This is a genomic window from Streptomyces sp. NPDC058274, assembly GCF_042881375.1.
Classification (GTDB): Bacteria; Actinomycetota; Actinomycetes; order Streptomycetales; family Streptomycetaceae; genus Streptomyces.
Genome location: NZ_JBHVXW010000003.1, coordinates 562735 through 588136, shown reverse-complemented (window position 1 = coordinate 588136; position 25402 = coordinate 562735). Strand labels below are relative to the sequence as shown.

The following is a 25402-nucleotide window of genomic DNA, read 5'->3' as shown; positions in this document are numbered from 1 at the left end:
AGTGGGTCCCTGGCCAGGAGTCAGTGACCACCCTGGCCGGTGAGGCCGGCGCCGTTGTCCACGCCGCCGTCAGCGGGGGCCGACGGGTCCTCGGTACCTCCGGCCGCGTCACCGGCACCGCCGGCCTGCTGCTCGTCGGCGCCGCCGGCCTGGTCACCGCCGGCCTGGTCACCGCCGGCCTGGTCGTCCGCGCCGCCGGCCTGCTGGTCGCCGGCACCTGCACCGGCACCGCCGGCTTCGTCACCTGCACCGGCACCTGCACCGGCACCCGCGCCCGCGTCGCCGAGGGTCGCGCCGACCGCCGTCAGCGCGGTGGTGACCGGCTGGAAGAAGGTCTCACCGCCGGCGGTGCAGTCACCGCTGCCGCCGGAGGTCAGGCCGATCGCGCTGCCGTCCTGGGTGAACAGGGAGCCGCCGCTGTCCCCGGGCTCGGCGCAGACGTCTGTCTGGATCAGACCGGTGACCGTGCCCTCCGGGTAGTTCACGGTGGCGTCGAGGCCGGTGACGTTGCCGTCGTTGAGGCCCGTGGTGCTGCCCATGCGGAGGACCTGCTGGCCGACGGCCGCCTCGGCGGCCTGGGTGATGTCGACCGTCTGCCCGCCGCCGACGTTGACGGTGGAGGCGGCCTGGGTGTTGGGGTCGTCGTACTTCACGAGTGCGAAGTCGCCGTCACCGGGGAACGTGGCCTGGTCGACGGTGGCGATGGGCTCGCCGTCCTGGGAGTCGGCCCACGCGGCGGCCGCGACCCCGCAGTGACCCGCGGTCAGGAACGCGGGGCTGCCGTCTTCCGCGGTGACGTTGAAGCCCAGGGAACAGCGGGCCCCGCCTCCGAAGATGGCGTCACCGCCCTCCACGAACGTCTTGAACGTGCCCGCCGACTTCTTGACGGTCGCCGTGTCGGAGCCGAGCGACTTGACCGTGGACGTGAGCTGGTTCCACTTGGCGCCGGTGACGGTGCTGTCCGCGGTGACCCGGATCTCGTTGGTCTTCGGGTCGACGGACCAGGCGGTGCCCGGGATCGTCGCGTCGGTCCTGAGCGTCTTGGCCGCGGCCTCGAGCTCGGCGGTGCTGTTGTTCACCTCGTTCGGGACCGCACCGGCCTTTCTGATCTGGTTGACCACGTTGCTGTCGTTGCCGACCACGTTGATGATGATCTGCTGCTTGCCGGCGTCGTAGTACGAACCGGCGAAGGCGTCACCGAGCTGGGAGGCGAGCTGTCCGGCCACGTCCGAGACGTCGGCCGCCTTGAACGTCTGGGGAGCGGACCCGGCCGGGTCCGTCTGGGACGCCATGGCGTTGGGCAGTATGAGTGCCGCCGCTCCGAGCGCCGCCACGCTTCCTGCCGCTATCGCAGCCTTGCGCTTGGGTATGCGTTTGTGACTCAACTCTCGACCTCCTGGGGACGGGGTCCGAGCCGCCGTCCGGCAGCTGACTTCGGGGCGCCTGGATGGCAGTTGGTACGCACGAGCCGTGCGGGGCGTTCAACGGGAGACCGGATCGCGCTCGAACCGGGGCTTTCACCCGGGGAGTTGAGGCAGACCGGTTTCGGCCATCCGCGGCACCGTCCGCCACCGACTGGTGACCGTCCGTTCCGGCAGGGGAGCGGAATCCCGGTTTCAGCGAATCTGCACATCGACTGCGCAACCAAGTCACCGCGGGTGGCGGATCTGCACACGCTCCCGCGGCACGTCCCGCCGTTACGACCGGACTGTCCCATTCCGCCCCCGCGGGGCAAGAGGTGGTACGAACCAATGCCGTGCAGCATGTGAAGAACTCGCCGCCGAGGCGTGCGCACACCTGCACGGTTGGGTCGCCGGGACGCTCAAGTGCCCAGGTGGGAGCCCAGGTTGATTGGATGCCTGCCGCGCCACCGTGCTTTGATCCGTTGCACCGCGGAGCTCGCACCATGGTTCCCGGCAACGGGCGCCGCACGCTCGCGGTCGCGGCCGTCCACTGTCCCCAGAGGGGGCCGCTCCCCCCTTATGAATACCCATTACGAAGGGAAGTTCCATCATGAACTCCACCCCCCAGGTTGAGACCGTCGAGATCTCCGACGCCGAGCTCGACAACGTCTCGGGCGGCCTTGCCGTGCACGCCGTTGGCACCGTCACGGACCTCGTGGACTCCGTTGCCCCGGTTTCCGGCCTCGTGGGCACCGTCGTCGGCACGGTCGAGGGTGTCACCGGCCTGAACACCGCGCCGGTCACCGGCCTGGTCGCCGGTCTCTGACCGCACCTTGTACCGCTGAGTCCCGGAGCCGATCCACGGTTCCGGGACTCTCGGATGTCGTAAATCTCCCTAGTCAGGTGAGGGAAGTCCCGTGCAGTTCCGCCAACAGGCCCTCGCCAAGCTGCAGTCGCCGGAGGAGCTCGACCTCCCCGTGCGCTTCGCCCGGCCGCAGGGCTGGCTCGTGCTGTCCGTGACGGTGCTCGTCATGGCGGCCGCTTCGGTCTGGGCCGTGACCGGCACGGTGGCGTCCACGGTCAGCGCACCCGCCGTCCTCACCCACGGCGAGGGCAGCTATGTGCTGCAGAGTCCGGTCGCCGGGCAGGTCACCGCGGTCCTCGCCAAGGAGGGCCGACGGCTCGCCGCGAACGCGCCGGTCCTCAAGGTCCGTACGGCGGACGGCAGGACGGCCGTCGTCCGCACGGTCGCCGCGGGCCGGATCACCGCCCTCGCCGCCGCCATCGGCGCGATCATCCAGACGGGGGCCAATGTCGCCGCCGTCGAGAAGGTCGCCAAGGCCGACGATCCGCTGTACGCGACGGTGTACGTCCCGGCGGAGAACGCCACCGGCATTCCGGTGAACGCGGCGGTGGACCTGACCGTCCAGTCGGTGCCCACCCAGCAGTACGGCGTGCTGCGCGGTCATGTGAAGGCCGTCGACCGGACCGCCCAGACCCAGCAGCAGGTCACCGCCTTCCTCGGTGACAGCCAGCTGGGCGAGCAGCTCACGAAAGAGGGCAGGCCTGTGGCGGTCCTGGTCCGGCTCGACCCCTCCGCCGGCACGAAGAGCGGCTACAAGTGGTCGTCCGCGGACGGGCCGCCGTACGCACTCGACTCCATGACCCTGGCCACGGGCTCGATCCGGCTGGCCGATCAGCGCCCCGTCGATTGGCTCCTGCCGTGACCGCCCCCCAGGAAACGCTGCCCCCGCCCGTCCGGGGCAGACGGCGTGCCGCCGCGCCGAAATCCCCCAGGCCCAAGGGCAGACAGAAGACCGTACGGACGCCCACCGTCCTCCAGATGGAGGCCGTGGAGTGCGGTGCCGCGTCCCTCGCCATGGTGCTCGGCCACTACGGACGGCACCTTCCGCTCGAAGAGCTGCGGATCGCCTGCGGTGTCTCGCGGGACGGCTCACGGGCCAGCAATCTGCTGAAGGCGGCGCGCAGTTACGGCCTGACGGCCAAGGGCATGCAGATGGACACGGCCGCGCTGGCCGGGATGCGGGCGCCCGCGATCCTGTTCTGGGAGTTCAACCACTACGTCGTCTACGACGGCATGGGCCGCCGCTTCGGCCGCCGGGGCGTGCACATCAACGACCCCGGCAAGGGCCGCCGGTTCGTCCCGATGGAGGACTTCGACTCCAGCTTCACGGGTGTCGTCCTCGTGATGGAGCCGGGCCCCGACTTCCGCAGGGGCGGCCGCAGACCGGGCGTTCTCGGCGCCATGCCGGCGCGGCTGCGCGGTACGTCGGGCACCATGCCCGCGGCCGTCCTCGCGAGCCTGCTGCTGGTCGCGGTCGGCGCGGCGGTCCCCGCCCTCAGCCGTACCTATATCGACATGTTCCTGATCGGCGGCCAGACCTCCCTGCTCGGGGTGCTGTTCGCGTCGATGGGCACATGCGTGCTGCTCACGGTGGTGCTGACCTGGCTGCAGCAGGCCAATCTGCTGCGCGGCCGCATCATCTCCTCGACGCTCAGCAGCGCTCGCTTCCTGCGCCATCTGCTGCGGCTGCCGGTCACCTTCTTCTCCCAGCGCAGCCCGGCCGACCTGGTGCAGCGGCTCCAGTCGAACGACGCGGTGGCCGAGACCCTGGCCCGCGACCTGGCGGCGGCCGGGGTGGACGCGGTGGTGGTCGTGCTCTACGCCGTCCTCCTCTACACCTACGACCCGCAGCTCACGGCCGTGGGCATCGGGGTCGCGCTGCTCAACGTGGTGGCGATGCGGGTGGTGATCCGGCTGCGCGCGACGCGCACCGCGAAGCTGCGCGCGGACAGCGCCCGGCTGACCAACACGGCATACACCGGGCTGCAGTTGATCGAGACGATGAAGGCGACCGGCGGCGAGGACGGCTACTTCCGCAAATGGGCGGGCCAGCACGCGACCACCCTCGAGGAGCAGCAGCGCCTCGGTGTACCGAGCGCCTGGCTCGGGATCGTCGCGCCCACGCTGGCCACGCTCAACAGCGCGCTGATCCTGTGGATCGGCGGTCTGCGCGCCGTCGAGGGCGGGATCTCGGTGGGTCTGCTCGTCGCCTTCCAGGCGCTGGTGACCCGCTTCACCGCCCCCATCACGCGACTCAACGGCGTCGCGGGCCGCATCCAGGACTTCGCCGCCGACGTGGCACGGCTCAAGGACGTGGAGAACTTCGAGGCCGATCCGCTCTACGCCCGGTCCGGTACGGGCGAGTCGACCCGCCGGCTGCGCGGTCATGTCGAGCTGGAGAACATCACGTTCGGCTACAGCCCGCTCGACAAGCCCCTGCTGACCGGCTTCTCGCTGACGGTCGGCCCGGGCCAGCAGGTCGCGCTGGTCGGCGGCTCCGGCAGCGGCAAGTCCACGGTGTCCCGGCTCATTTCGGGCCTGTACGCGCCCTGGGAGGGCGTCATCCGCATCGACGGACAGCGCCTGGAGGACATCCCGCGCGGCGCCCTCGCCGCCTCGGTCTCCTTCGTCGACCAGGACGTCTTCCTCTTCGAGGGGTCCGTCCGGGACAACGTGGCGCTCTGGGACCCGTCGATCCCGGACGACGCCGTCATCGCGGCCCTTGAGGACGCGGCCCTGTACGACGTGATCGTGCGCCGACCGGGCGGGATTCTCAGCCGGGTCGAGCAGGACGGACGCAACTTCTCCGGCGGCCAGCGTCAACGCCTGGAGATCGCGCGGGCGTTGGTGCGCCGGCCCAGCATCCTGGTGCTCGACGAGGTGACCAGCGCCCTGGACGCGGAGACCGAGCAGACCGTGATCGACAACCTGCGCAGGCGCGGCTGTGCCTGTGTGGTGATCGCGCACCGGCTCAGCACCGTGCGCGACAGCGACGAGATCGTGGTGCTCCAGCACGGCACCATCGTGGAACGCGGGCGTCACGACGCCCTGGTGGCGGCCGGCGGCCCGTACGCCGAGCTGGTCAGGGAGCGGTGAGATGACGACGGTTCACGAGGGTGACCTCGTCCTCGGCGCGCTCGGCGGCATGGGCACGCCGGTCGACTGCTCCGGGCTCAACCGCCTTGATCTGGAAGGCCCGCAGGTGCTGTGGCTCGTGGCGGCCGGCGCCATGGACCTGTTCGCGGTCGACGCCGCGCAGCAGGGCCACTGGCACCATCTCGGCCGCCTCGAAGCGGGCTCACTGCTGCTCGGCCCGGTCGCGGGACCGCAGCACACCCTGGTCGGCCGGCCGTTGCGGGACTGCGTGGTGCACCGGATCGTGCTGCGTGAGCTGTACCAGCAGGCGGGCACGGAGACCTGGTCGTACGACGCGTACGGCAACCCCCAGTACGTACCACCGACGACGAGCCCGCTGGAGTACGCGCTCGCACTCGGCGTCGGCCGGAGTCTGTCCATCCTCTTCCAGGCGCCGATGGCCTCCGAGCGGGCCGCGGCGCCGACCGACGACGACGTCTTCTGGATGCAGGTGCCGCCGGGGAGTGTGCAGTACGGCTCTCTGTACGGCGCCGAGGCGGCCGCCGACCTGCTGATGGACCCGGGGGTCTGGCAGGGCATGGTCGACCAGCAGTACCGGCTCCTCGCCACGCTCGACCGGTGGATCGAGCAGCTGGAGGCCGGCCACGAGCACCGTACGGCCGCGGGGATCAAGGCCGGTGAGGCCGTCCGCGCCCAGGCCGACCGCACTCTGCTGGCGTCGATCGGCAGGCCGTCGGCGAAACGGCCGACCGCGGCCGATGCCGACGCCACGTACGCGGCCTGCAGGCTGGTCGCCGGCGCGACCGGCATCACGCTGGCGGAGCCCGCGCAGAGCGGCACCGAGAGCGACCGGCTCGACCCCGTCGAACGCATCGCCCTGGCCTCCCGTGTCCGGGCCCGGGCCGTACGGCTCGACGGCCGCTGGTGGCACGACAACATCGGCCCGCTGGTGGGCCACCGTGCCGTCTCGGGCGCCCCGGTCGCGCTGCTGTGGCGACGCGGCGGATATGTGGCCGTGCACCCCTCGTCCGGGCGCGAGACACCGGTGGAGAAGGCGAACGCGGCGGAGTTCGAGGCGCGGGCGGTCATGTTCTACCGTCCGCTGCCCGAGAGCCGGATGAGCCCGCTGCGGCTGATGCGGTTCTGCCTGCGGGGCACCGGCGGCGATCTGCGCAATCTGGCGATCAGCGGTCTGGTGACCGTGGCGATCGGCGCCCTGGTGCCGATCGCCACCGGCAAGGTGCTCGGCGAGTACGTGCCGAAGGCGCAGCACACCCTCATCGTGCAGGTCTGTCTGGCCATCATGATCACCAGCGTGGTGTCGGCGGCCTTCATGCTGCTGCAGAATCTGACCCTGTTGCGGATGGAGGGGCGGATCGAGGCCACCCTCCAACCGGCCATGTGGGACCGGCTGTTGAGGCTGCCGACGAAGTTCTTCACCGCGCGCTCGACCGGTGAGCTCGCCAGTGCCGCCATGGGCATCAGCGCGATCCGCCGGCTCCTCGCGGGCGTCGGCCCGACGGTCGCGCAGGCGGGCACGGTGGGCGCGATGAACCTGGGGCTGCTGCTCTGGTACAGCGTTCCGCTGGCGCTGGCCGCGATCGGCATGCTCGTCGTCATCGCCGCGGTGTTCCTGGGACTCGGCCTGTGGCAGGTGCGCTGGCAGCGGCGCCTGGTGGTGCTCGGCAACAAGCTGAACAACCAGGCGTTCCAGACGCTGCGCGGCCTGCCCAAGCTGCGGGTGGCCGCGGCCGAGAACTACGCGTACGCCGCCTGGGCCTCGGAGTTCGCCCGCAGCCGTGAACTGCAGCAGAAGGTCGGCCGGATCAAGAACCTCACGACGGTGCTGGGCGCGGTGTATCTCCCGTTCTGCTCGCTGCTGATGTTCATGCTGCTCGCGGGCCCGGCACGCGGCTCGCTCTCGGCGGCGGAGTTCCTCACCTTCAACACCTCGGTGACCATGGTGCTGACCTCGGTCACCCAGCTGACCAGCGCGTTCGTCTCGGCGGCCGCCGCGCTGCCGATGTTCGAGGAGATCAGGCCCGTCCTCGACGCCACCCCCGAGGTGCGCACGGCGAGCACCCGCCCGGGGGTCCTCTCCGGCGGTATCGAGGCCCGGCGGCTCTCGTTCCGGTACTCGGACGACGGCCCGCTCGTCCTCGACGACGTGTCGTTCGACATCGCGCCGGGCGAGTTCGTGGCGATCGTCGGCCCGAGCGGCTGCGGCAAGTCCACCCTGCTGCGCCTGCTGATCGGCTTCGACAAGCCGGTCTCGGGCAGTGTGCTGTACGACGGCCAGGACCTGGGCGCCCTCGACCAGTCCGCCGTACGCCGTCAGTGCGGTGTGGTGCTCCAGCACGCGCAGCCGTTCACCGGCTCGATCCTGGACTGCATCTGCGGCACCGAGCCGTACACGCCCGAGGAGGCGATGGCGGCGGCCCAGATGGCCGGTCTCGCCGAGGACATCAAGCGCATGCCGATGGGGCTGCACACGATCGTCTCCGGCAGTGGGGCGGTCTCCGGTGGTCAGCGCCAGCGGCTGATGATCGCCCAGGCGCTGATCCGCCGGCCGCGCATCCTCTTCTTCGACGAGGCGACGAGCGCGCTGGACAACGAGACCCAGCGCACGGTCATCGAGAGCACCAGGGCGCTGAACGCCACCCGTGTCGTGATCGCCCACCGGCTGTCCACCGTGATGGACGCGGACCGCGTGATCGTGATGGAGGACGGCCGGGTGGCCCAGCAGGGCCCGCCCGCGCAGCTCCTCGCGGACACGGGCGGACGGCTGCACGAGCTGGTGCGGCGGCAGATGCGGTGAGGTGGACGCCCTTGAAGCGGGCCTCCCCAGGAGTAGGCACCTGCGGTCAGTCGAGACCCGGGACCGGGGCGCCGGAAGGGACTCCGGCCGCCAGATAGCCGCGGTAGAACTTCTTCCACGGCGCGGGCGATCCGGCGTGCGGCCCGCCGGCGTCCTCTCCGCGCGCGTGCGCGTCGAGGGCGACGAGGCAGACCTCCCAGCCGGCGCCGTTGCGGGCGGCGGTGTTCTCGGCCTCCAGGATCTGGGTGAGGGTGAAACGCGTGCGCTGGTCGGCCAACGGCTCCAGGTCGAAGTGCAGTTTGTCGCCGCCCCAGCTGAAGGAGACGTGCCGGGGCGGGTCGACGGCGAGGACGCGTCCGGTGGAGTCCTCGATGTTGGGGTCGCCGCTGAACGTGACCGTGCCGCCGGGCCGCAGCTCGATCTCGGCGCGGGAGGGGAACCAGTGGACCAGTTCGCCGGGGTCGGTCACGAACTGCCAGACCCGGTCGACGGGGTGGTCGTAGGTGCGGCTGAAGCGGATGGCGGGGCGGCCGTCGTCGAGGGTGAGATAGGTGCCGGTGGGGGCGGTGGATTCGTCGGACATGGCGGCTCAGTCCTTCGGGGAGGGTGCTTCGTGGTCGTCCGACGGCTCTCCCGCCGCCCGGTCCAGGCGGCGGCCGAGGGCGTCGAGGCTCTCGTTCCAGAGCTTCCGGTACGGCGCCAGCCAGGCGTCCAGCTCGGCGATCGGTGCCGGATCGAGCGCGTAGACACGGCGCTGGGCGTCCTGCCTGACCCGCACCAGACCCGCGTCACGCAGCACCCGTAGATGCTTCGAGGTGCTCGGCTGGCTCAGTCCGCACGCCTCGACGATCTCACCGACGGCCCGCGGCCGCTCCAGGAGCAACGCGACGATGGCACGCCGGTGGGGGTCGGCCAGGGCACTCCAGAGCGGGGTATCGGACACCCTCCTCAATATGCCCCACTGGTTATATTCCTGTCAAGGCATAGGCGGGGTGCGCGTCCGGCGCGGCCTGACGCGGCCACTAAACGAAACGTTGCCGTTTCGCAGAAAGGGGTCTAGGCTCTACGTGTACGAAACAGTTTCGTTTACCTGCACGTAACCCTGAGCACTTCCCTGGAGTGGTTCTCTGATGTCTCAGACGGCAACCGAAGGTGCCCCCACGGGCACCGTGGACTCACCGGCCGCGCATTCGTCGAAGCGGTGGTGGATCCTCGCGATCATCGGTATCGCGCAGCTGATGGTGGTCCTCGACGCCACCATCGTGAACATCGCCCTGCCGTCCGCCCAGGCGGACCTCGGGTTCTCCGACGGCAACCGCCAGTGGATCGTCACCGCGTACTCGCTGGCGTTCGCCTCCCTGCTGCTGCTCGGCGGACGCATCGCCGACCTCTTCGGGCGCAAGCCCGCCTTCCTCATCGGGGTCGCCGGATTCGCCGGGGCCTCCGTGCTCGGCGGTGCGGCGAGCAGCTTCGGCATGCTCGTCGCCGCCCGTGCCCTGCAGGGTCTCTTCGGCGCGCTGCTCGCGCCCGCCGCACTCTCGCTGCTCAACACGACGTTCACCGAGGCGAAGGACCGCGCCAAGGCGTTCAGCGTCTACGGCGCGATCGCCGGTGCCGGCGGTGCGGTCGGGCTGCTGCTCGGCGGCGTACTGACCGACGCGTTCGACTGGCGCTGGACCCTGTTCGTCAATGTGGCCTTCGCGCTGGTCGCCTTCGTCGGCGGCTGGATCCTGCTCACCAACCACCGGGACGCGGCGAACTCCAAGCTCGACCTCCCGGGCACCCTGCTGGTCTCCTCCGGTCTCTTCTCCCTGGTCTACGGCTTCTCCAACGCCGAGACGCACGACTGGAGTTCGCCCGAGACCTGGGGCTTCCTGGTCGCCGGCGCGCTGCTGCTGACCGCCTTCGGCTGGTGGCAGACCCGCGCCAAGCACCCGCTGCTGCCGCTGCGCGTCCTGCTCGACCGCAACCGTGCGGCCTCGTTCATCGCCGTGCTGATCACCGGTGCGGGCATGTTCGGTGTCTTCCTCTTCCTCACCTACTACCTGCAGCTGAACCTGGGCTTCAGCCCGACCAAAACCGGTGTCTCCTTCCTGCCGATGGTCGCGGCGATGATGGTCATGGCGCAGCTCTCCACCGTCGTTCTCGTACCGAGGATCGGACCGAAGGCCGTCATCCCGGCGGGCTTCGCGATCGCCGCGGTCGGCATGGCCTGGCTGACGGACATCGGTGTCGCCTCGGACTTCTCGACCTCCGTGCTGCCGCAGCTGATCCTGATCGGCGCGGGCCTCGGCATCGTGATGCCGCCGGCCATGTCGCTGGCCACGAACGGAGTCGCCCCCGAGGACGCCGGTGTCGCCTCCGCGACGGTCAACACCATGCAGCAGGTGGGTGGTTCGATCGGTACGGCCCTGCTCAACACCCTGGCCGCGAGCGCCGCGACCAGCTATCTGGCCGGCAAGGACGCGACGAACAAGCTGGTCCAGGCGCAGGCGACGATCGAGAGCTACACCACCGCCTTCTGGTGGTCGGCGGGCTTCTTCGTCGCGGGTGCGCTGATCGGGTTCCTGCTCTACCGCCGCGGGACACCGGACCACAACCCGGACGCCGCACCGGTCGTCCACATGTGATCACCCGCTGATCCCGCGGGCGCCGGACAGGCACTCGCGGGTCCGCGACCACTGATCACCACCGAGCCGGGGGGTCGCCGTCCGCAGGGAGACGGCGGCCCCTCGTCCGTGCGCGGTAGCGGGCCCTCGCGGTGGCGAGACGCACCTGCTGGGCCAGCTCGTTCTGCGGCAGGGCCGGCCGGTAGACGACCAGGGCCCGGTGCTTCTTCTCCAAGGTCAACTCGGCCGGGGTGGGGGCGACTTCGCCGTCATGGGCGAGGGTGTCCGTACCGCGCAGGCCCTCCAGCCGGACCCGTGACACGGCCTCGGCGCTGTAGACACGGGAGCGGCCCAGCGCCCCGGCGAGCGCGGAGACGACCACCCGGGTACGCGCCAGCCGGTGGCCGCCGTCGATCATGCGCAGATCGAGCAGCCCGTCGTCGAGGCGCGGCCGGTAGGTGGGCGCGAAGCCGTCGGGCCGGTACCGGCCGTTGCCCGCGAAGAGCAGCCACAGCCGCCGGGAACGGCCGTTGACGCTCAGTTCGATCGGTGTCGCCGTACGCAGGACCCGGATCAGCGCGACGGCCGCGGCCGGCCACTTGCCCAGCCTCTTCTCCAACCGCTCACGGAGCGCGACGAGTTCGGGGTACAGACCGATGCTGAAGGTGTTCACGAACCGCACCTCGTCCCCGGTCACCGAGGTCGCCACGCCGATGTCCACGGCCACCGCCTCTCCCCGCGCCACCGCGACCGCGGTGTCCTCGAACTCGGGTACGCCCACGTCCTGGGCGAAGTGATTGAGGGTGCCCCCGGGGAACACCGCGAGTGCGAGCCCGTGCCGGGCGGCCGCGTGGGCCGCCGCGTTGACGCTGCCGTCGCCCCCGCACACGCCCAGCGCGCCGCCCGCCTTCCGGGCCCGGTCGACCGCCCGGTCCAGCAGCTCCGTGAAGTCGTCGTCCGGTCCGACCTCGATCAGTTCGGCGCGGGGCAGCAGCCCCCGCAGATGCTCCGCCGGCGGCAGGGAGGAGCCGGGCGCGCCGGACCCGGCCCTGCTGTTCATGAAGACGACCAGTCCCTCGCCGTCGGGCAGCGCGGGCGCCTCGGCCGCCGGCCGTTCCCGCTCGGGGACACCCACGCGGGCGGGCCACCAACGGCAGGTCAGCGCGGCGGCCCCGGCTCCGATCGCGATGCCGGCCAGGACGTCGCCGGGGTAGTGCACGCCGACGTACACCCGCGAGAAGGCGACCGCCGCGGCCAGGGGCGCGACCATGACGCCGTACCGGGTGGATTCCAGGGCGACTCCGGTGGCGAAGGCCGCGGCGGAGGCGGAGTGCCCGGACGGGAACGACGTGGTGTGCGGCTGGCGGGTCAGCTGCCGGATCGGCGGTACGTGGTCGAGCAGCGGGCGCGGGCGCCGGGCACCCCACTTCACGACGGTGTTGACGGTGAGCGAGGCCAGCGCGAGCGAGCCGGCACCGCGCAGGGCGGCCCGCCGGGCGGTGCGGCCGCCGGCCAGGGCGAGTCCGGCCGCGCAGCACAGCCACAGCCGGCCGTGATCGGCGGAGTGGCTGAGCCGGGTCAGCGCCGGATCGGCGCCGGGCAGCCGCGCGCCGGCGACCCGTGTGAACAACCGCTGGTCCAGCTCGCCCAGAACACCCATGCTCCACCGCTACGGCATCGCCGCCGCGTCGGCATCCGGGGCGACTCGGACCGGTGACGGGGCTGCTCCGGGCGGCGCACGGACCGCCGGGAGCGGTCACCGGCGCGCCTCCGCAGCAACGGATGGGGCAACCAGCGTCCAGTGGCCGGGCGGGCGTCGGGGCAGCCGGGCCGGCGTCCCGGCCGGGCGTTTCAGCCGAGCCGGCCCCGGCGGCGTGACCGGATGCGCGCGCTTCGCGCCCCGGTGTCACGGCACGCCGGAGCCCGTCGGCCAGGTGGGGCGGACCGGTTTCCGGTGCCCCGCCCCGGTCAGGGCCCGCGCGCTCCGGCCTCCGCGGCCCCATGTGACAGGCTCACGTCGGCAACGGTCCGCGACTCGGCTCGGGCGTGCCGCGACGGCAGAGGGGTACTTCCCGGACATGCGACTGAGCGTGGTGGATGTGGGTTCGAAGACGGTCCGGCTGGTGGTGGCGGATGCCGAGGGCGGGGTGCCGCTGCCGGTGCACACCGCGAAGTGGCGGCTGCGGCTGTCCGATCACGTGGAGCCCGGTGGGGTCATTCCGGAGGAGTCCGTGCGGGAGCTGGTGCACGCGGTGCGCGGAGCCACCAGGACGGCTCAACGGTGGGGCGCGGCTGCCCCGTTGGCCTTCGCGACCGCCGTGATCCGCAATGCGCCGAACCGCCAGGAGATCCTGCGGACCGTCCGGGCGGATACCGGGGTGCCGCTGTGCACGCTGCCGGGCGAGGTGGAGGCCGAGCTCACGTTCCTCGGGGCGCGCCGGTGGATGGGCTGGCGTTCGGGGCCGCTCGCGCTGATGGACATCGGCGGCGGCTCGCTGGAAGTCGCCTTCGGGCGGGGCCGGCTGCCGGACTTCGTGGCCTCGCTGCCCCTCGGTGCCAGCCGGCTGACCCATGAGTTCTTCCAGGGGGAGGACCCGCCGACGGCGGAGTCGGTGAAGGCGCTGCGGCGCAAGGTGCGCCATCAACTGCGCGACGTGGCGGCACGGATCCGCTGGGAGGGACCGCGTACCGCCGTGGCCACCTCGCGGACGTTTCAGCAGGTGGCGCGGTTGTGCGGGTCCGCGCCCGGACGTCGTGGCCCGTTCGTGGAGCGGGAGTTGCACCGCAAGGAACTGCGCAGATCACTCGACCGCCTGGCCGCTCTTCCCGCCGCCGACCGGGCGCGGCTGCCGGGCATCTCGGCACCACGGGCCGCCCAGAGTCTGGCCGGTGCGGTGGTCGGACACACGACCATGAAACTGACGGGCCTGAAGTCGGTCGCCATCTGCCCCTGGGCGATCCGTGAGGGCATTCTCCTGCGCCATATAGAGGACGGCGCGTCGTGGTGGACGGAGCTGACCGATCGCGGTGACGACCTCTCACCACCGCCCACCGACACGGGGGCGGTGCCCCTGCGTCTCGCGACCCCGGCGGGCTGACGGCCGGGGTCCGGCACGGTGGGGCTGACGCGGTGGGGCTGACGCGGTGGCGGCTGACGCGGTGGGGCTGACGCGGTGGCGGCTGACGCGGTGGGGCCGACGCGGTGCCGGCTGACGCGGTGGGGCCGACGCGGTGCCGGCTGACGCGGTGGGGCCGACGCGGCAGGTCCGGCCTGCGGGAGCCGACACGGGGCCCGGCACAGCGGGAGCCGACGCGGCGGGCCCGGTACAGCGGAAGCCGAGCCTGCTCAGGCACTCGCCCACTCGCCCAATCACCCACCCGCCCACGGGCCCCGCCCCACCCGGACCCCGCACCACGGGGCCCCGGGAACCGCGAGTGACCGCACGCAGCACAGGCGACCCCGGGCACAGCGGGGAAACCGCAGGCACGCACCGCTGGCTCCCCGCACCACAGGTGCCCCCAAGCAACACGGCCGACCCCACCCACCTGCGTAGACCCCAACCGCCACGGGTGACCTCACGCGCAACGGGTACTCGGCCCGCATGACAGAAGATCGTCCAGGCCCCGAGCTGCCCCCGAGCCGCGGCCCCGTGTCCGCAGCCGTCCTCGCGTACCTGCGTGCCACGGGCCCGCTCCCCCGCGCCGAGGACGCGCGGCGGGCGTCGCCGTACGGGGACGATCTGCAGCTTGCCCTGTACCTCTGCTACGAACTGCACTATCGCGGCTTCGCCGAAGTGGACGCGGCCCGTGAATGGGACCCCGACCTCCTGCGGACCCGGGCGCAGCTGGAGGACCGCTTCCTGTCCGCCCTGCGCGCCGACACCCCCGTCCACGACAGCGTCGAGGCCGCGGTGAAGGAACTGCTCGTCGAGCCCGCCGAGGGCACGGGGGTCAGCCACTACCTCCGGGACGAGGGCGAACTCTGGCAGGTGCGGGAGTACATCGCACAGCGGTCGCTCTATCACCTCAAGGAGGCGGACCCGCACGCGTGGGTCCTGCCGCGCCTGTGGGGCCGGGCGAAGGCCGGCATGGCCGCGGTGGAGTTCGACGAGTACGGCGGTGGCCGTGCCGAGCGGGTGCACGCCCGCCTCTTCGCCGACATGATGGCGGACCTGGAGCTGGAGACCACGTACGGCCACTATCTGGACGCGGCGTCCGCGGAGATGCTGGCCACCGTGAACATGATGTCGCTCTTCGGCCTGCACCGGGCCCTGCGCGGAGCGCTGGTCGGCCACTTCGCGGCCGTCGAGATCACCTCGTCACCCGGGTCCCGCAGGCTCGCGGAGGCCATGCGGCGTACCGGCGCGGGGTCCGCCGCCGAGTTCTTCTACGACGAGCACGTGGAGGCCGACGCCGTCCACGAGCAGGTCGTACGCCATGACGTGATCGGCGGCCTGCTGGAGGAGGAACCGCACCTCGCGGCCGATGTCACCTTCGGCATCGACGCCACGGGTTTCGTCGAGGACCGTTTCGCCCGGCATCTGCTCACCGCGTGGCACGCGGGGAGGCCCACGCTGAGGAATACCCATATTTCATGATTCCCCGGGTACTCGTCCCGCGTGAAACCTCTGGCACTCCCGGGCGTGTACGCCCCACAGGACGACACATCTCTGCTGGTCGGCGCCTTGTCCGACGAGCCGCTCGCTCCCGGAGCGCGCGTCCTCGACATCGGTACGGGAACCGGCGCCCTGGCACTCGCGGCCGCACGCCGGGGCAGCCGGGTGACCGCGGTGGACGTGTCCAGGCGGGCCGTGTGCAGCGCCCGCGTGAACGCACGGCTGGCGGGGCTGTCCGTCCGCATCGTGCGCGGGAACCTCTTCGCGCCGGTCGCGGGCCAGTCCTTCGATCTCATCCTCGCCAACCCGCCCTATGTACCCGCACCCGATCCGCAGCTTCCCCCGCGGGGTCCGGCGCGGGCGTGGGACGCGGGTCATGACGGCCGTCTCGTACTGGACCGGATCTGTCACGGGGCCCCCAGGCGACTGCGCCCGGGGGGCGTGCTGCTGATGGTCCACTCCGCGCTCAGCGGGACCGAGCCCACCCTGAAGCGGCTGCGCGCCTCCGGGCTGAAGGCCGCGGTGACGGAGCGCCGATGGGTCGACTTCGGGCCCGTGCTGCGCGAACGGGAGAAGTGGCTGCGGGAACGCGGCCTGCTCTCCGCCCACGAGGAGAAGGAAGAGCTGGTGGTCATCCGTGCCGAACGACCCGTCTGACACGCCCCGTCGGATCACCGTGCAGCGGCAGGGCCCCCTGCTGGTGGAGGGCCCGGTCGAGGTCGAGCTGGAGGACGGCACCGTCGTCTCCTCCGACCGCTTCCGGGTCGCCCTGTGCATGTGCCGGCGCAGCCGCCGCTACCCCTGGTGCGACACCAGCCACCGACGCTCGAAGCCGGCCGAGCGATAGTTCACCCCCGGCCGAGGCGGAGCCGACATGCCACCGGAATTACCTGACGACCGTGCTGTCGGCCCATTGGAGAGCCCGGCCGGCGAAGCCGGGCTCCCGGCGGCGAAACCGTATGCGCGCAGCTATCGCAGTGATCCGTTCATCGTGGTCGCAGCGATCCGTTCATCGTGGTCGAGGTGTCCGGCGAGACAGACCTGGCGACGGCGGGCTCGCCGGCCGCGCATCCGGACGGCGGCGACCGCGGGGTCCGCCCCGGACGTGCTGGTCGACCTGCGGCCGGTCGCCTTCTTCGACTGCTCGGGGCTGCGGGTGCTGTGCCGGGCCGATGACCGGGCCCGGCAGCGCGGCGGCCGTGTCCGCGTCGTCTCCGGCCGGCCCCGCACCCACCGGCTCCTGCGCGCCGCGGGCCTGCTGCAACGCTTCCCGCCGCTCACGGACCTGCCTCCACCGCCGCAAACCCTCAACCCGCAGTTCAATGAAACGATTGAAGGAACGGCGCATCGATCCGAAGGCGGAGGCACGACGTGAAGTTCCTTCTGGAAGTCGACATGGGCGAGACGGGCTGGGACGGGAACGCCGTCCAGGAGCTCGGGCGGATTCTTCGGTACTGGGGCGGCAACCTCGGGCACTACGAGTTGAAGCCCGGCGACGGCACGGCCGTGTACGACTCCGACTACCGCGAGGTGGGGCACTGGACGATCAGCTCCGGCCCGGCACCGGAAACATCGGGCTGATCCACCGGGGCTGCGATCCTGTGCGCGGCCGGGCTCGGCGTCTCCGACCCGCTTCGTGCGGCGCCGCAGTCCCTGTGAACGGGGAACCCACTCGCCCGTGACACGGGCACTTCACTTCCGACGCAATGCCGAGGGCCGGCGGACGGCCCCACTCCGTCCGACCGGCCCTCGGTGCGAGGTCGCGTGATGCTCCGCGACGGGGGCTCGCACTCCCCAGCTACGGCCCTCGGTCAATGCTCACGGGACCGCGCGACCCCGGTCTCAGAACGTGAAGACGGTCATCCCGTAGGAGTTCTTCACGCACTCGTTGGCGAAGGTGCGCTCATAGGAGACGCGCTTGCCCTGCCAGACGCCGTCGACGGTGACGACCACCGGATCGAACTGCTTGGTACACATCACCCCGTCTCTCGCCTCCAGGGCATCGAAGTCCCCTCCGGACGCCCGCAGTTCGGCACAGGCGTCGACGGCGGCAGGGTGGGTGCCCGAGGCGGTGGGCGCGCAGTTCAGGGTGACAGCACGCTCGGGTGTCACGGTGGCCGCGCTGTAGCCGTGGCCCGTGGTGAGGACCAGGGCCGACGGGGCGTAGAGCGCGGCAGGGGCGGAGCCCGGGGCGGCGAGGGCGGACCCGGCAAGGGGTCCGCAGACGGCGGTGGCCGTCAGGGTGAGAGTCGCTGCCCAGCGCGCGGTGTTCGGCATTGTGTGCATCCTTCCGCTGTGGTGAGTGCTGCACCGGCTCGGTTGTGTGCCGGTGCGGCGAGCGCGAGTCTGCCGAGTCCGGCCCGGAAACACACATCGACCCCACGCGTTTCAGTAACTTTCAGTATTGAATCAGTGGCGTGAAGTCACAGAATTCGAACGCGCAATCCCCGTAACTGTGGGGTAGTTGATCTCTGGACTTGGCCCGCTGGCCGGATTTCCACGGCTCTGCAATAGGCCTGAAACATTCCGGTTCAGCTCAGGGCAGACCCCTCCCCGACCGCTTTGCGGGCCCGCGATCGAGGAGTAATTTTCATTACATGATTACTCAGGAGCAACGAGAGAAGCTGCGCGGCTGGTTCGCCGGCCGCCTGCCCGACGAGCTGTTCGAGAGCCTGACGGAGGTCACCGTCGACCGGGAGGAGATCACGGTCGTGGGCCGGATCGGCGAACCCCGGCTCGCCGAGGGCGCGTCGGCCGCCGAGAAGGAGGCGGCCGTCCAGGCACGTATCCAGGAATTCCGGGAGCGCACCCGCGAGGAGCGGGTGGCGGTGGCCCGCGAGGCGGAGCACCGCTTCCGCAAGAAGGTCTCGTGGGGCGTGGAGTGCGGCGGCGAACGCGCCCTGTTCACCCATGTCGCCGCGCCGGTGATGACCCGGCTGCGGCAGCCCGAGCGCGAGGTGCTGGACACGCTTATCGCGGCCGGGGTCGCCCGCAGCCGCAGCGACGCCCTCGCCTGGTGCGTACGCCTCGTCCAGCGCCATACGGACGACTGGCTCACGGAACTGCGGGACTCCCTGGAGCAGGTGCGGCGCGTCCGGTCCCAGGGCCCGGACACCGAGGAGCAGGACACCACTTCGGCAGCGGACGAGTGAGCGCTACGAAGAGGGGGGCGGTGGGGCATCGGGACGGTGAGCCGGTCCGCGAGCGCGCCGGTGCGTCCTATGCCGAGGCGCGCACCACGAGTTCGGGCTCGAAAATCAACGACGTGGGCTCGGTGCGGACGCCACGGATGTGTTCGTCGAGCAGTTGGGCCATCGCCGCCGCCATCTCCTCGACCGGCTGACGCACGGTCGTCAGCGGCGGGCGGCAGACGACCGCCACGCTGGAGTCGTCGAAGCCGACCACGGCGACGTCGTCCGGTACGCGCCTGCCCCGCTCCCGCAGTATCTGGCACACGCCCTGGGCCATCAGATCGTTGGCCGCGAACACCCCGTCCACGTCCGGGTGTTCGGCGAGCAGCCCGGACATCGCCGCCATACCGCTGTCCACGGTGAACCCGCCCTCGGCGACCGGTACGTACGGGTGCCCCCGGCGCGCCATCGTCTCGCGGAACCCGGCGAGCCGGTCCTGGCTCGCGGAGACGGCCAGCGGCCCGGAGACGGTGACGATCCGCCGGCAGCCCCGGCGCAGCAGATGCTCGGCGGCCAGACGGCCGCCGTCCCGGTGCGCCAGATCGACATAGCTCAGCGGCACCGGACGGGACGGCCGCGCGAACAGCACGGCGGGCACCCCGGCGTCGGCGAGCAGCGCGGGCAGCGGATCGTCCGCGTGGGTGGAGACGACCAGCGCGCCGTCCGCGCTGCCCTGCCGCACATACGCCAGCGCCTGATGCCTGCCCTCCGCGGACTCGGCGAACATCAGGACCGGATGCATCGAACGGGGCCGCAGATGACCCACGACTCCGCCGACGACCCGGCCGAAGAACGGGTCCGCGAACACCCTTGCTGCGAACGCGTTCTGCTCCTCCTCGGAGGCGTCGCCCGCGCCGGAGACGATCAGCGCGACGGTCTCGGTGCGCCGGGTCACCAGGGACCTGGCGGCGCGGTTGGGGGCGTAGCCGGTGCGCTCGACGGCCTGGCGCACGGTGTCCCGGATGGCCGGGTCGACGTTGCGGACGCCGTTGATGACCCGTGACACCGTCGCCCGGGAGACCCCCGCCTCCCGCGCGACGTCCTCCAGCGTGGGAGCCTGTCTGCTCATGCCCGCACCCTAGCGGCCGGCGAGCGGTATAGAGCGCTCTCCCGAGAAGAAAAGAGAGCGCTCTCTTCGTCAGGTGGCGCTTCAGTCGGGCGCTGTGACCTCGAAGGCCTCGTCAGCGGGAGATCGCCCGCCGAGCGGCCCGCCGACACGTGGTACGGGCCGGGTTCCGTGCGTAGGACGCACTCGTCCCCCGCCCAGTTCCGGAGCGCGCGTGCCGGGCCACGGATCCGTGCCGCGCCCCTCTCCCCCGGTGCCGCGCGGACGGCTGCCCAGCCCGCGGGCCATCGCTCGGGGAGAGCGCTCTCCCACATGGAGTGCCGGGGCGGCTGCGCAAGGGGTGCCAAGGGAGCGGGCCGGGGATCATGCCCGACTTCGAGCACCTCTTGAACGCAACGCCCGAGGCGGCCCGACAGTGATCCCTGGATTGTTGAATCTCCGAACTACCGTAAACCGGCATCTAGTTGTTCATCTGTCGGCAACAACCTTGAGGACTCCGGTCACACCTATTGACGCGTCGTTCACCCGGATGAAGCATTCATCGGCGAGAGAGCGCTCCCAGACACCCCACACCGTTCATTTCCTGAACCAGGAGAGTCGCCCCCATGCCCCCTGAGTCCACTGACCCCGCGTCCACCGACCGGTCTCCCCTGGCCCGTCGCTCGGTTCTGGGCGCCATGGCCGCCGCCGCGGCCGCGCCCGGCCTGCTCGCCCTGTCCTCACCCGCCGAGGCGGCGCCCGCACCGAGTGGTGTCCGGGCCGCCCTCCCCGGCGGCGGCGATCTCGGACCGAACGTGATCGTCTTCGATCCCTCCACCCCCGGCATCCAGGCCAGACTGGACCAGGTGTTCGCGCAGCAGGAGACGGCTCAGTTCGGCACGGGCCGCTACGCGCTGCTGTTCAAGCCGGGTACCTACAACGGGCTCAACGCCCAGCTCGGCTTCTACACCTCGATCGCCGGCCTCGGTCTCTCCCCGGACGACACCAACATCAACGGGGACGTGACCGTCGACGCCGGCTGGTTCAACGGCAACGCCACGCAGAACTTCTGGCGCTCGGCGGAGAACCTCGCGCTGAACCCCGTCAACGGCACCAACCGCTGGGCGGTCGCACAGGCCGCCCCCTTCCGGCGCATGCACGTCAAGGGCGGTCTCAACCTCTCCCCGAACGGCTACGGCTGGGCCAGCGGCGGCTACATCGCCGACAGCCGGATCGACGGCACCGTCGGACCGTACTCGCAGCAGCAGTGGTACACCCGCGACAGTTCGGTCGGCGGCTGGCTCAACGCCGTGTGGAACATGGTGTTCTCCGGCGTCGAGGGAGCCCCGGCCCAGACCTTCCCGAACCCGCCGTACACCACGCTCAACAACACCCCGATCTCCCGCGAGAAGCCCTTCCTCTACCTCTCCGGGAGCGAATACCGGGTCTTCCTGCCCGAGTTGCGCACCAACGCGCGCGGCACCACCTGGGGCAACGGCACCCCCCGGGGCACGTCGCTGCCGCTGAGCCAGTTCTACGTGGCCAAGCCCGACGCGACCGCGGCCACCCTGAACGCGGCCCTCGCCCAGGGGCTCCATCTGCTCCTCACGCCGGGGATCTACCGTCTGGACCAGCCGATCCAGGTCAACCGCGCGAACACCGTGGTGCTCGGGCTCGGTTACGCCACCCTGATCCCGAACAACGGAGTGACCGCCCTCAAGGTCGCCGACGTCGACGGCGTGCGGCTCGCCGGCTTCCTCGTCGACGCGGGGACCGTCAACTCCACGACCCTGCTCGAAGTCGGCCCCACGGGTGCGTCGGCGAGCCACGCCGCCAACCCGACCACCGTGCAGGACGTGTTCGTCCGCATCGGCGGCGCCGGCGCGGGCAAGGCCACCACCAGCATGGTGATCAACAGCCGCAACACCATCGTCGACCACACCTGGATCTGGCGCGCCGACCACGGCACCGGGGTCGGCTGGGAGACCAACCGCGCCGACTACGGCCTCCGCGTCAACGGCGACGACGTGCTGATCACGGGCCTGTTCGTCGAGCACTTCAACAAGTACGACGTCCAGTGGTACGGCCAGCGCGGTCGCACCATCTTCTTCCAGAACGAGAAGGCGTACGACGCCCCGAACCAGGCCGCGATCCAGAACGGGAGCATCAAGGGGTACGCGGCCTACAAGGTCGCCGACTCCGTGACCACACATGAAGGCTGGGGCCTCGGCAGTTACTGCTACTACAACGTCGCCCCGACGATCCTCCAGCACAACGGATTCGCCGCCCCGAACACACCGGGCGTCAAGTTCCACAACCTGCTGGTCGTCTCGCTCGGCGGCCAGGGACAGTACGAACATGTCATCAACGAGACGGGTTCACCGACCTCCGGCACCACGACCGTGCCTTCCACGGTGGTTTCGTATCCCTGACCGGACCGCCCTGCCCGCCCTCGGCTGTTTGCGGCGACGGGCGGGGCTCTCCGGCCCCCTGCGGCATCAGGTCACGCTGAGGGCGGTGAGGGCGGCACGGCCTCCGGCTGTTCCGACGACCCGCAGCGCCACATAGCGGGCCGTGCGGCCGGCGCGCAGCACCCCGCGCGCCGACAGCCGTGCCGCCCCGCTGTAGGTACGGCCGTCCCGGCTGAACTCGGCTTCCGCCAACGGGCTTTGGCCGCCCCGCCACTGGGTGCGCACCTCCGTGAGGTGCCGTTCGGCGCCCAGGTCGACGACCATCCGACCGTCGGGCCCTGGCGTCCATGCCGTGCCCTCGTCCCCGTCCACCGCGGCCTTCGGATCCGACATGCCGGGCGGCAGGGGCGCGGTCGGGAAAGTGGGCCGGCCGAGTGCGAGGTCGGCGAGGGGATACGCGAGCGCGCGCGGCACGGTGACCGTGGTCGTACGGCCCGCGCGGACCGTGGCCTCGACGCTTCTGCCCTGCGCCGAGACGGTGACACGGCAGGCAGGTCCGCTGAGCCGTACGGTGCGGCCGTCGGTCACCTCGGCGCGCAGACCGGCCGGGACGCGGTCGCCGGAGAGGGTCAGCCGTGGCGGCAGCAGCACCGCGGACGCGGCGGCTGCCTCGGCGCGGTACTCCGTGCCGGTCCCGGTGACGGTCTGCGTCCCCTCGTAGAGGCGGATTCCCTCGTCAGGAGCGCGCGGGACAGTGACCGTGGTGGTCACCGCGTCCGAGGAGAGGTTGAACAGGCTCAGATGGTCGTCGGTGAGGGCCGCCTTCACCTGCGCGGACCGCACTGAGGGGGCCCTGCGTGCGGCCAGTGTGCGCAGCTCGTGCGGCGTCGCCCCGGGCAGTCCCTCGATCAGCAGGCTTCCGGCCGGCCCGTCGGACAGGACGACCGTGTCGCCGTACACCGAGATCGGGTGGGCGGCGCCCCGCACCACGAGACCGGCACGACCGTCGATGTCGAGCCAGCCGCCACGGCTGGTGAGATCCGGCCGCGGCCAGGCGGCCAGGTCGGTCCACTCCTGGCCGTCGGCCGACCCCTGCAACCGGTACGCCCGGCCGGCCGCCGCCTCCCAGCGCAGCGTCACCCGGTCCACATATCCGGCCTCTCCCAGGTCGACGGCGATCCAGCTGTCGGCCCGGGAGCGGTCCGCCCGGGACACCGCCCATGGGGTGGAGCCGTCACCGTCGGCGGCGAGCACCGCTTCCCGGCCGGGATCGGAGGAGGACGCCGAAACCGTGGCGCCGTCGTCGCGTGCCAGGTCGGCCCCTGAAGCCCCGTCGCGTATCTCGAAGGCGTACAGCGAGTAGCCGTACGACGGGTCGGGGCGTACGCCCAGCATGCGCAGTCGCTGGAACTGGCCCCGCTCAAAGGTGAGTTCGTCGACGCGCGGGCCTCCGGGTGTGGCGGTGCCCGCCGCGGCCGGAATCACCGTGGTGCCCTCGGCGGACCGGTAGGTACGGGTACCGTCCAGCCCCGGCATCCCGGGCATGTTCAGATTGCGTACCTCCAGGTGGCCCTCCCCGTGGGCCGTCCCCGAGGTCGCGTACACGACGGCGCCCGAGGGCAGGGTGGTGAAGCCGGCGAACCCGGTGTCGAGTGAGAGGAGGCTCGCACTGCCGTCGAAGCCGTCCCGCAGCCGCGAGTACACGGCCACGGACCGTCGCACGACCTTCGCCCCCGCGTTCGGCAGGAACATCGGGGTGGTACCGCTGAGCGCCAACAGCCAGTCGTCGTGGGCCGGTTGCCAGGCGAACTTGACGAAGCCGGACTTGCTGACGACGCCGGCCCAGGCGCCCGACGACTGGTGGGAGACCAGGCCCGGCCCGGTGCCGTAGTCGGTGACGCCGCTCGCCTGCTCGAAGAGCGCCCGCTGCGAGAGGGGCCGCACGGGAGGGCGGCCCGCCCGGGCCCGCCACTCGTGCAGCAGATAGCTGATGGCCAGTTCGGCGCGGGCTTCCGGCTCGTATTTGGGCTCACCCGAGAACTTCGCGAGCCGGTATTGCGGCGGATACTGCTGATACGCCTCCAGGCGCTCGGCCAGGGCGAGTTCGCAAGCTGCGGCGGCGCGGTCGCCGAGCACCTGCGCCAGGAACGCGAGCGGGATGACGTCACGGCCGTAGAGGTGCTCACGGTCGGCGACCATCGGCATCAGGGGCTCCCCCGCGTCGCTCATCACGCCGAGCAGGGTGCGCCACAGGGGTCCGGCGTTGGGCTGTGCGGTGAGCACCTGGGGCAGGGGGCGCCCCGCGGTCAGGAAGTGCGCGGCGTTGCGCCCGGAGGTGCGCCAGAGCTCCTCCTGGTAGTGCGGGCCGAACGAGCCGTGGTTCTCCACGATGAACGTGTCGTACAGGTTCTGTGCGGTGTTCTCGCTGACGGCGATCCCGTCCACCCGGGTTGGGTTGGCGAGGTCGGCGGCGGGCAGACCCGCCTCGTTGCGGCTCCAACGGCCGAAGGCGGTCCGCCACGCCTCGTAGCGCCGGTCGTCGCTCGCCCAGGCCAGGCCCGGGGCGAGCGCCTGGGCGTAGACGCCCATCTCCTCCAGCTTGGTGTCGCCCTCGAAGCCGCCGCCGGGGCCGTGCGGGGTCCAGCCGCCGGAGTCGGGATCGTCACCGGTGCCCAACTGCGCCGTGTACGCGGCCTGTTCGCGGGCGATGGTGTCGACGTTCCGGCGCGTCGGTTCGTCGAGGTCGTCCCAGAGCAGCCGGGCCGCCAGGACGAAGTACGACTGAAAGGTGGTGTCGAAGAACAGTTTGCGGCCCCACTGGGTGCCCCCGGTCAGCCTGTTCGACGCCGCGAAGTGTCTGAGGGTGGCGAGCGTGCGGGTGCGCAGCGTGTCCCTGTCGGCCCCGGCGCGTTCGGCGTCGTAGGTGCCCCGGGTCAGCAGCACGGCGTTGCCCAGCACGACGGCGAAGCCGAAGTCCTTGTCGGTGTAGTGGCCCTGAGCCGTGTCCCACTGCCCCTCGGACCAGCGGGTGTGGGAGAGCAGGACGCGGTAGTACGTGTCCTGGACGGGGTCCGCCGCCGGGGCGGCAGGGGGTGCCGCGGCCGAGGCGCGCGCCGGGTTCAGCGCGAACGGGACGGCCGTCAGGGCGGCCGGGACACCGATCAGGTGCAGGGCTCGGCGGCGCGTGAACCCGTGGGGGAACCCAGCAGCGTGCTGCGACATCGGCGAGACCTCTTTCGACAACGTTGTCAGAGAGCTCGGTCATTGTTCGGCCGTCCCCCGGCGCACGTCAAGGGCCTCGGCGTCTCTTGCGACACACGGGCCCTCGCGTGGGCGATCGCCCTCAGC

At 71.5% G+C, this 25402-nt stretch carries 21 protein-coding genes; 13 read left to right on the top strand and 8 right to left on the bottom strand.

The genetic code is table 11. The features are described from left to right. Window positions 1-20: 20 nt before the first annotated feature. Window positions 21-1385 carry a S1 family peptidase gene (locus tag ACFVYF_RS09860; RefSeq protein WP_389453477.1) on the bottom strand — a complete coding sequence of 455 codons (1365 nt, stop codon included), beginning with the start codon at window positions 1383-1385 and terminating at the stop codon, window positions 21-23. A 628-nt stretch (window positions 1386-2013) separates the two neighbouring features. On the opposite strand from ACFVYF_RS09860, the gene ACFVYF_RS09855 reads away from it, so the two are divergent. The 4 genes from ACFVYF_RS09855 to ACFVYF_RS09840 all read left to right on the top strand — a co-directional run bounded on the left by ACFVYF_RS09855 (window position 2014) and on the right by ACFVYF_RS09840 (window position 8182). Continuing rightward, a complete protein-coding gene (locus ACFVYF_RS09855) occupies window positions 2014-2229 on the top strand; it encodes a type A2 lantipeptide (RefSeq protein ID WP_389453474.1) in 216 nt (71 codons plus the stop codon). Window positions 2230-2320: 91 nt separating this feature from the next. Further along, window positions 2321-3130, top strand: coding sequence for an HlyD family efflux transporter periplasmic adaptor subunit (locus ACFVYF_RS09850; RefSeq protein WP_389453471.1), 810 nt, complete (start codon window positions 2321-2323; stop codon window positions 3128-3130). Next, window positions 3127-5364 carry an NHLP family bacteriocin export ABC transporter peptidase/permease/ATPase subunit gene (locus ACFVYF_RS09845; protein WP_389453468.1) on the top strand — a complete coding sequence of 746 codons (2238 nt, stop codon included), beginning with the start codon at window positions 3127-3129 and terminating at the stop codon, window positions 5362-5364. Before ACFVYF_RS09850 ends, ACFVYF_RS09845 begins: the two co-directional genes overlap by 4 nt. A gap of 1 nt (window position 5365) precedes the next feature. After that, window positions 5366-8182 carry an NHLP bacteriocin export ABC transporter permease/ATPase subunit gene (locus ACFVYF_RS09840; protein ID WP_389453465.1) on the top strand — a complete coding sequence of 939 codons (2817 nt, stop codon included), beginning with the start codon at window positions 5366-5368 and terminating at the stop codon, window positions 8180-8182. A gap of 46 nt (window positions 8183-8228) precedes the next feature. Here the strand turns inward: ACFVYF_RS09840 and ACFVYF_RS09835 are convergent, their stop codons facing one another. Together ACFVYF_RS09835 and ACFVYF_RS09830 are read right to left on the bottom strand one after the other, a co-directional pair. Continuing rightward, window positions 8229-8765 carry an SRPBCC family protein gene (locus ACFVYF_RS09835; protein WP_389453462.1) on the bottom strand — a complete coding sequence of 179 codons (537 nt, stop codon included), beginning with the start codon at window positions 8763-8765 and terminating at the stop codon, window positions 8229-8231. 6 nt (window positions 8766-8771) lie between these two features. Continuing rightward, complete coding sequence (locus ACFVYF_RS09830; protein WP_389453460.1) at window positions 8772-9125, bottom strand: ArsR/SmtB family transcription factor; 354 nt, start codon at window positions 9123-9125, stop codon at window positions 8772-8774. Window positions 9126-9312: 187 nt separating this feature from the next. On the opposite strand from ACFVYF_RS09830, the gene ACFVYF_RS09825 reads away from it, so the two are divergent. Beyond that, on the top strand, window positions 9313-10812 hold the full coding sequence (locus ACFVYF_RS09825; RefSeq protein WP_389453457.1) for an MFS transporter: 1500 nt from the start codon (window positions 9313-9315) through the stop codon (window positions 10810-10812). A 55-nt stretch (window positions 10813-10867) separates the two neighbouring features. On the opposite strand, the gene ACFVYF_RS09820 is transcribed toward ACFVYF_RS09825, so the two are convergent. Next, entirely contained in the window at window positions 10868-12451 is a 1584-nt protein-coding gene (locus ACFVYF_RS09820; protein WP_389453454.1) for a bifunctional phosphatase PAP2/diacylglycerol kinase family protein, read from the bottom strand. A gap of 418 nt (window positions 12452-12869) precedes the next feature. Between ACFVYF_RS09820 and ACFVYF_RS09815 the strand changes: the two genes are divergently transcribed. The 6 genes from ACFVYF_RS09815 (at window position 12870) to ACFVYF_RS09790 (ending at window position 16988) form a co-directional block, all read left to right on the top strand. After that, entirely contained in the window at window positions 12870-13889 is a 1020-nt protein-coding gene (locus tag ACFVYF_RS09815) for a Ppx/GppA family phosphatase (RefSeq protein WP_389453451.1), read from the top strand. Between the two features lie 504 nt (window positions 13890-14393). Continuing rightward, complete coding sequence (locus ACFVYF_RS09810) at window positions 14394-15389, top strand: iron-containing redox enzyme family protein (RefSeq protein WP_389453448.1); 996 nt, start codon at window positions 14394-14396, stop codon at window positions 15387-15389. Window positions 15390-15410: 21 nt separating this feature from the next. Then, window positions 15411-16064 (top strand): HemK2/MTQ2 family protein methyltransferase, encoded by a 654-nt coding sequence (locus ACFVYF_RS09805; RefSeq protein ID WP_389453445.1) that lies wholly within the window; start codon window positions 15411-15413, stop codon window positions 16062-16064. Then, the gene (locus ACFVYF_RS09800) at window positions 16045-16254 is read left to right on the top strand and encodes a CDGSH iron-sulfur domain-containing protein (RefSeq protein ID WP_383272853.1); all 210 of its coding nucleotides are present in this window, start codon (window positions 16045-16047) and stop codon (window positions 16252-16254) included. The genes ACFVYF_RS09805 and ACFVYF_RS09800 overlap by 20 nt, the downstream gene beginning before the upstream one ends. A gap of 258 nt (window positions 16255-16512) precedes the next feature. Then, window positions 16513-16782 carry an STAS domain-containing protein gene (locus tag ACFVYF_RS09795; protein ID WP_389453442.1) on the top strand — a complete coding sequence of 90 codons (270 nt, stop codon included), beginning with the start codon at window positions 16513-16515 and terminating at the stop codon, window positions 16780-16782. Beyond that, window positions 16779-16988: a hypothetical protein gene (locus ACFVYF_RS09790; RefSeq protein ID WP_389453439.1), complete on the top strand. Its 210-nt coding sequence runs from the start codon at window positions 16779-16781 to the stop codon at window positions 16986-16988. Before ACFVYF_RS09795 ends, ACFVYF_RS09790 begins: the two co-directional genes overlap by 4 nt. Window positions 16989-17249: 261 nt before the next feature. Here ACFVYF_RS09790 and ACFVYF_RS09785 read toward each other — a convergent pair whose 3' ends face one another. After that, the gene (locus ACFVYF_RS09785; protein WP_389453437.1) at window positions 17250-17684 is read right to left on the bottom strand and encodes a protease inhibitor; all 435 of its coding nucleotides are present in this window, start codon (window positions 17682-17684) and stop codon (window positions 17250-17252) included. Between the two features lie 320 nt (window positions 17685-18004). On the opposite strand from ACFVYF_RS09785, the gene ACFVYF_RS09780 reads away from it, so the two are divergent. Further along, window positions 18005-18559 (top strand): hypothetical protein, encoded by a 555-nt coding sequence (locus tag ACFVYF_RS09780; RefSeq protein WP_389453434.1) that lies wholly within the window; start codon window positions 18005-18007, stop codon window positions 18557-18559. Between the two features lie 67 nt (window positions 18560-18626). On the opposite strand, the gene ACFVYF_RS09775 is transcribed toward ACFVYF_RS09780, so the two are convergent. Next, on the bottom strand, window positions 18627-19667 hold the full coding sequence (locus ACFVYF_RS09775) for a LacI family DNA-binding transcriptional regulator (RefSeq protein WP_389453431.1): 1041 nt from the start codon (window positions 19665-19667) through the stop codon (window positions 18627-18629). After that, window positions 19664-19978, bottom strand: a complete 315-nt coding sequence (locus ACFVYF_RS09770; protein WP_389453428.1) for a fibronectin type III-like domain-contianing protein — start codon at window positions 19976-19978, stop codon at window positions 19664-19666. Before ACFVYF_RS09770 ends, ACFVYF_RS09775 begins: the two co-directional genes overlap by 4 nt. A 291-nt stretch (window positions 19979-20269) precedes the next feature. Here ACFVYF_RS09770 and ACFVYF_RS09765 point away from each other — a divergent pair, with 291 nt between their 5' ends. Further along, window positions 20270-22075: a coagulation factor 5/8 type domain-containing protein gene (locus tag ACFVYF_RS09765; RefSeq protein WP_389453425.1), complete on the top strand. Its 1806-nt coding sequence runs from the start codon at window positions 20270-20272 to the stop codon at window positions 22073-22075. Between the two features lie 66 nt (window positions 22076-22141). On the opposite strand, the gene ACFVYF_RS09760 is transcribed toward ACFVYF_RS09765, so the two are convergent. After that, a complete protein-coding gene (locus tag ACFVYF_RS09760; protein ID WP_389453422.1) occupies window positions 22142-25276 on the bottom strand; it encodes a discoidin domain-containing protein in 3135 nt (1044 codons plus the stop codon). Window positions 25277-25402 lie beyond the last annotated feature (126 nt).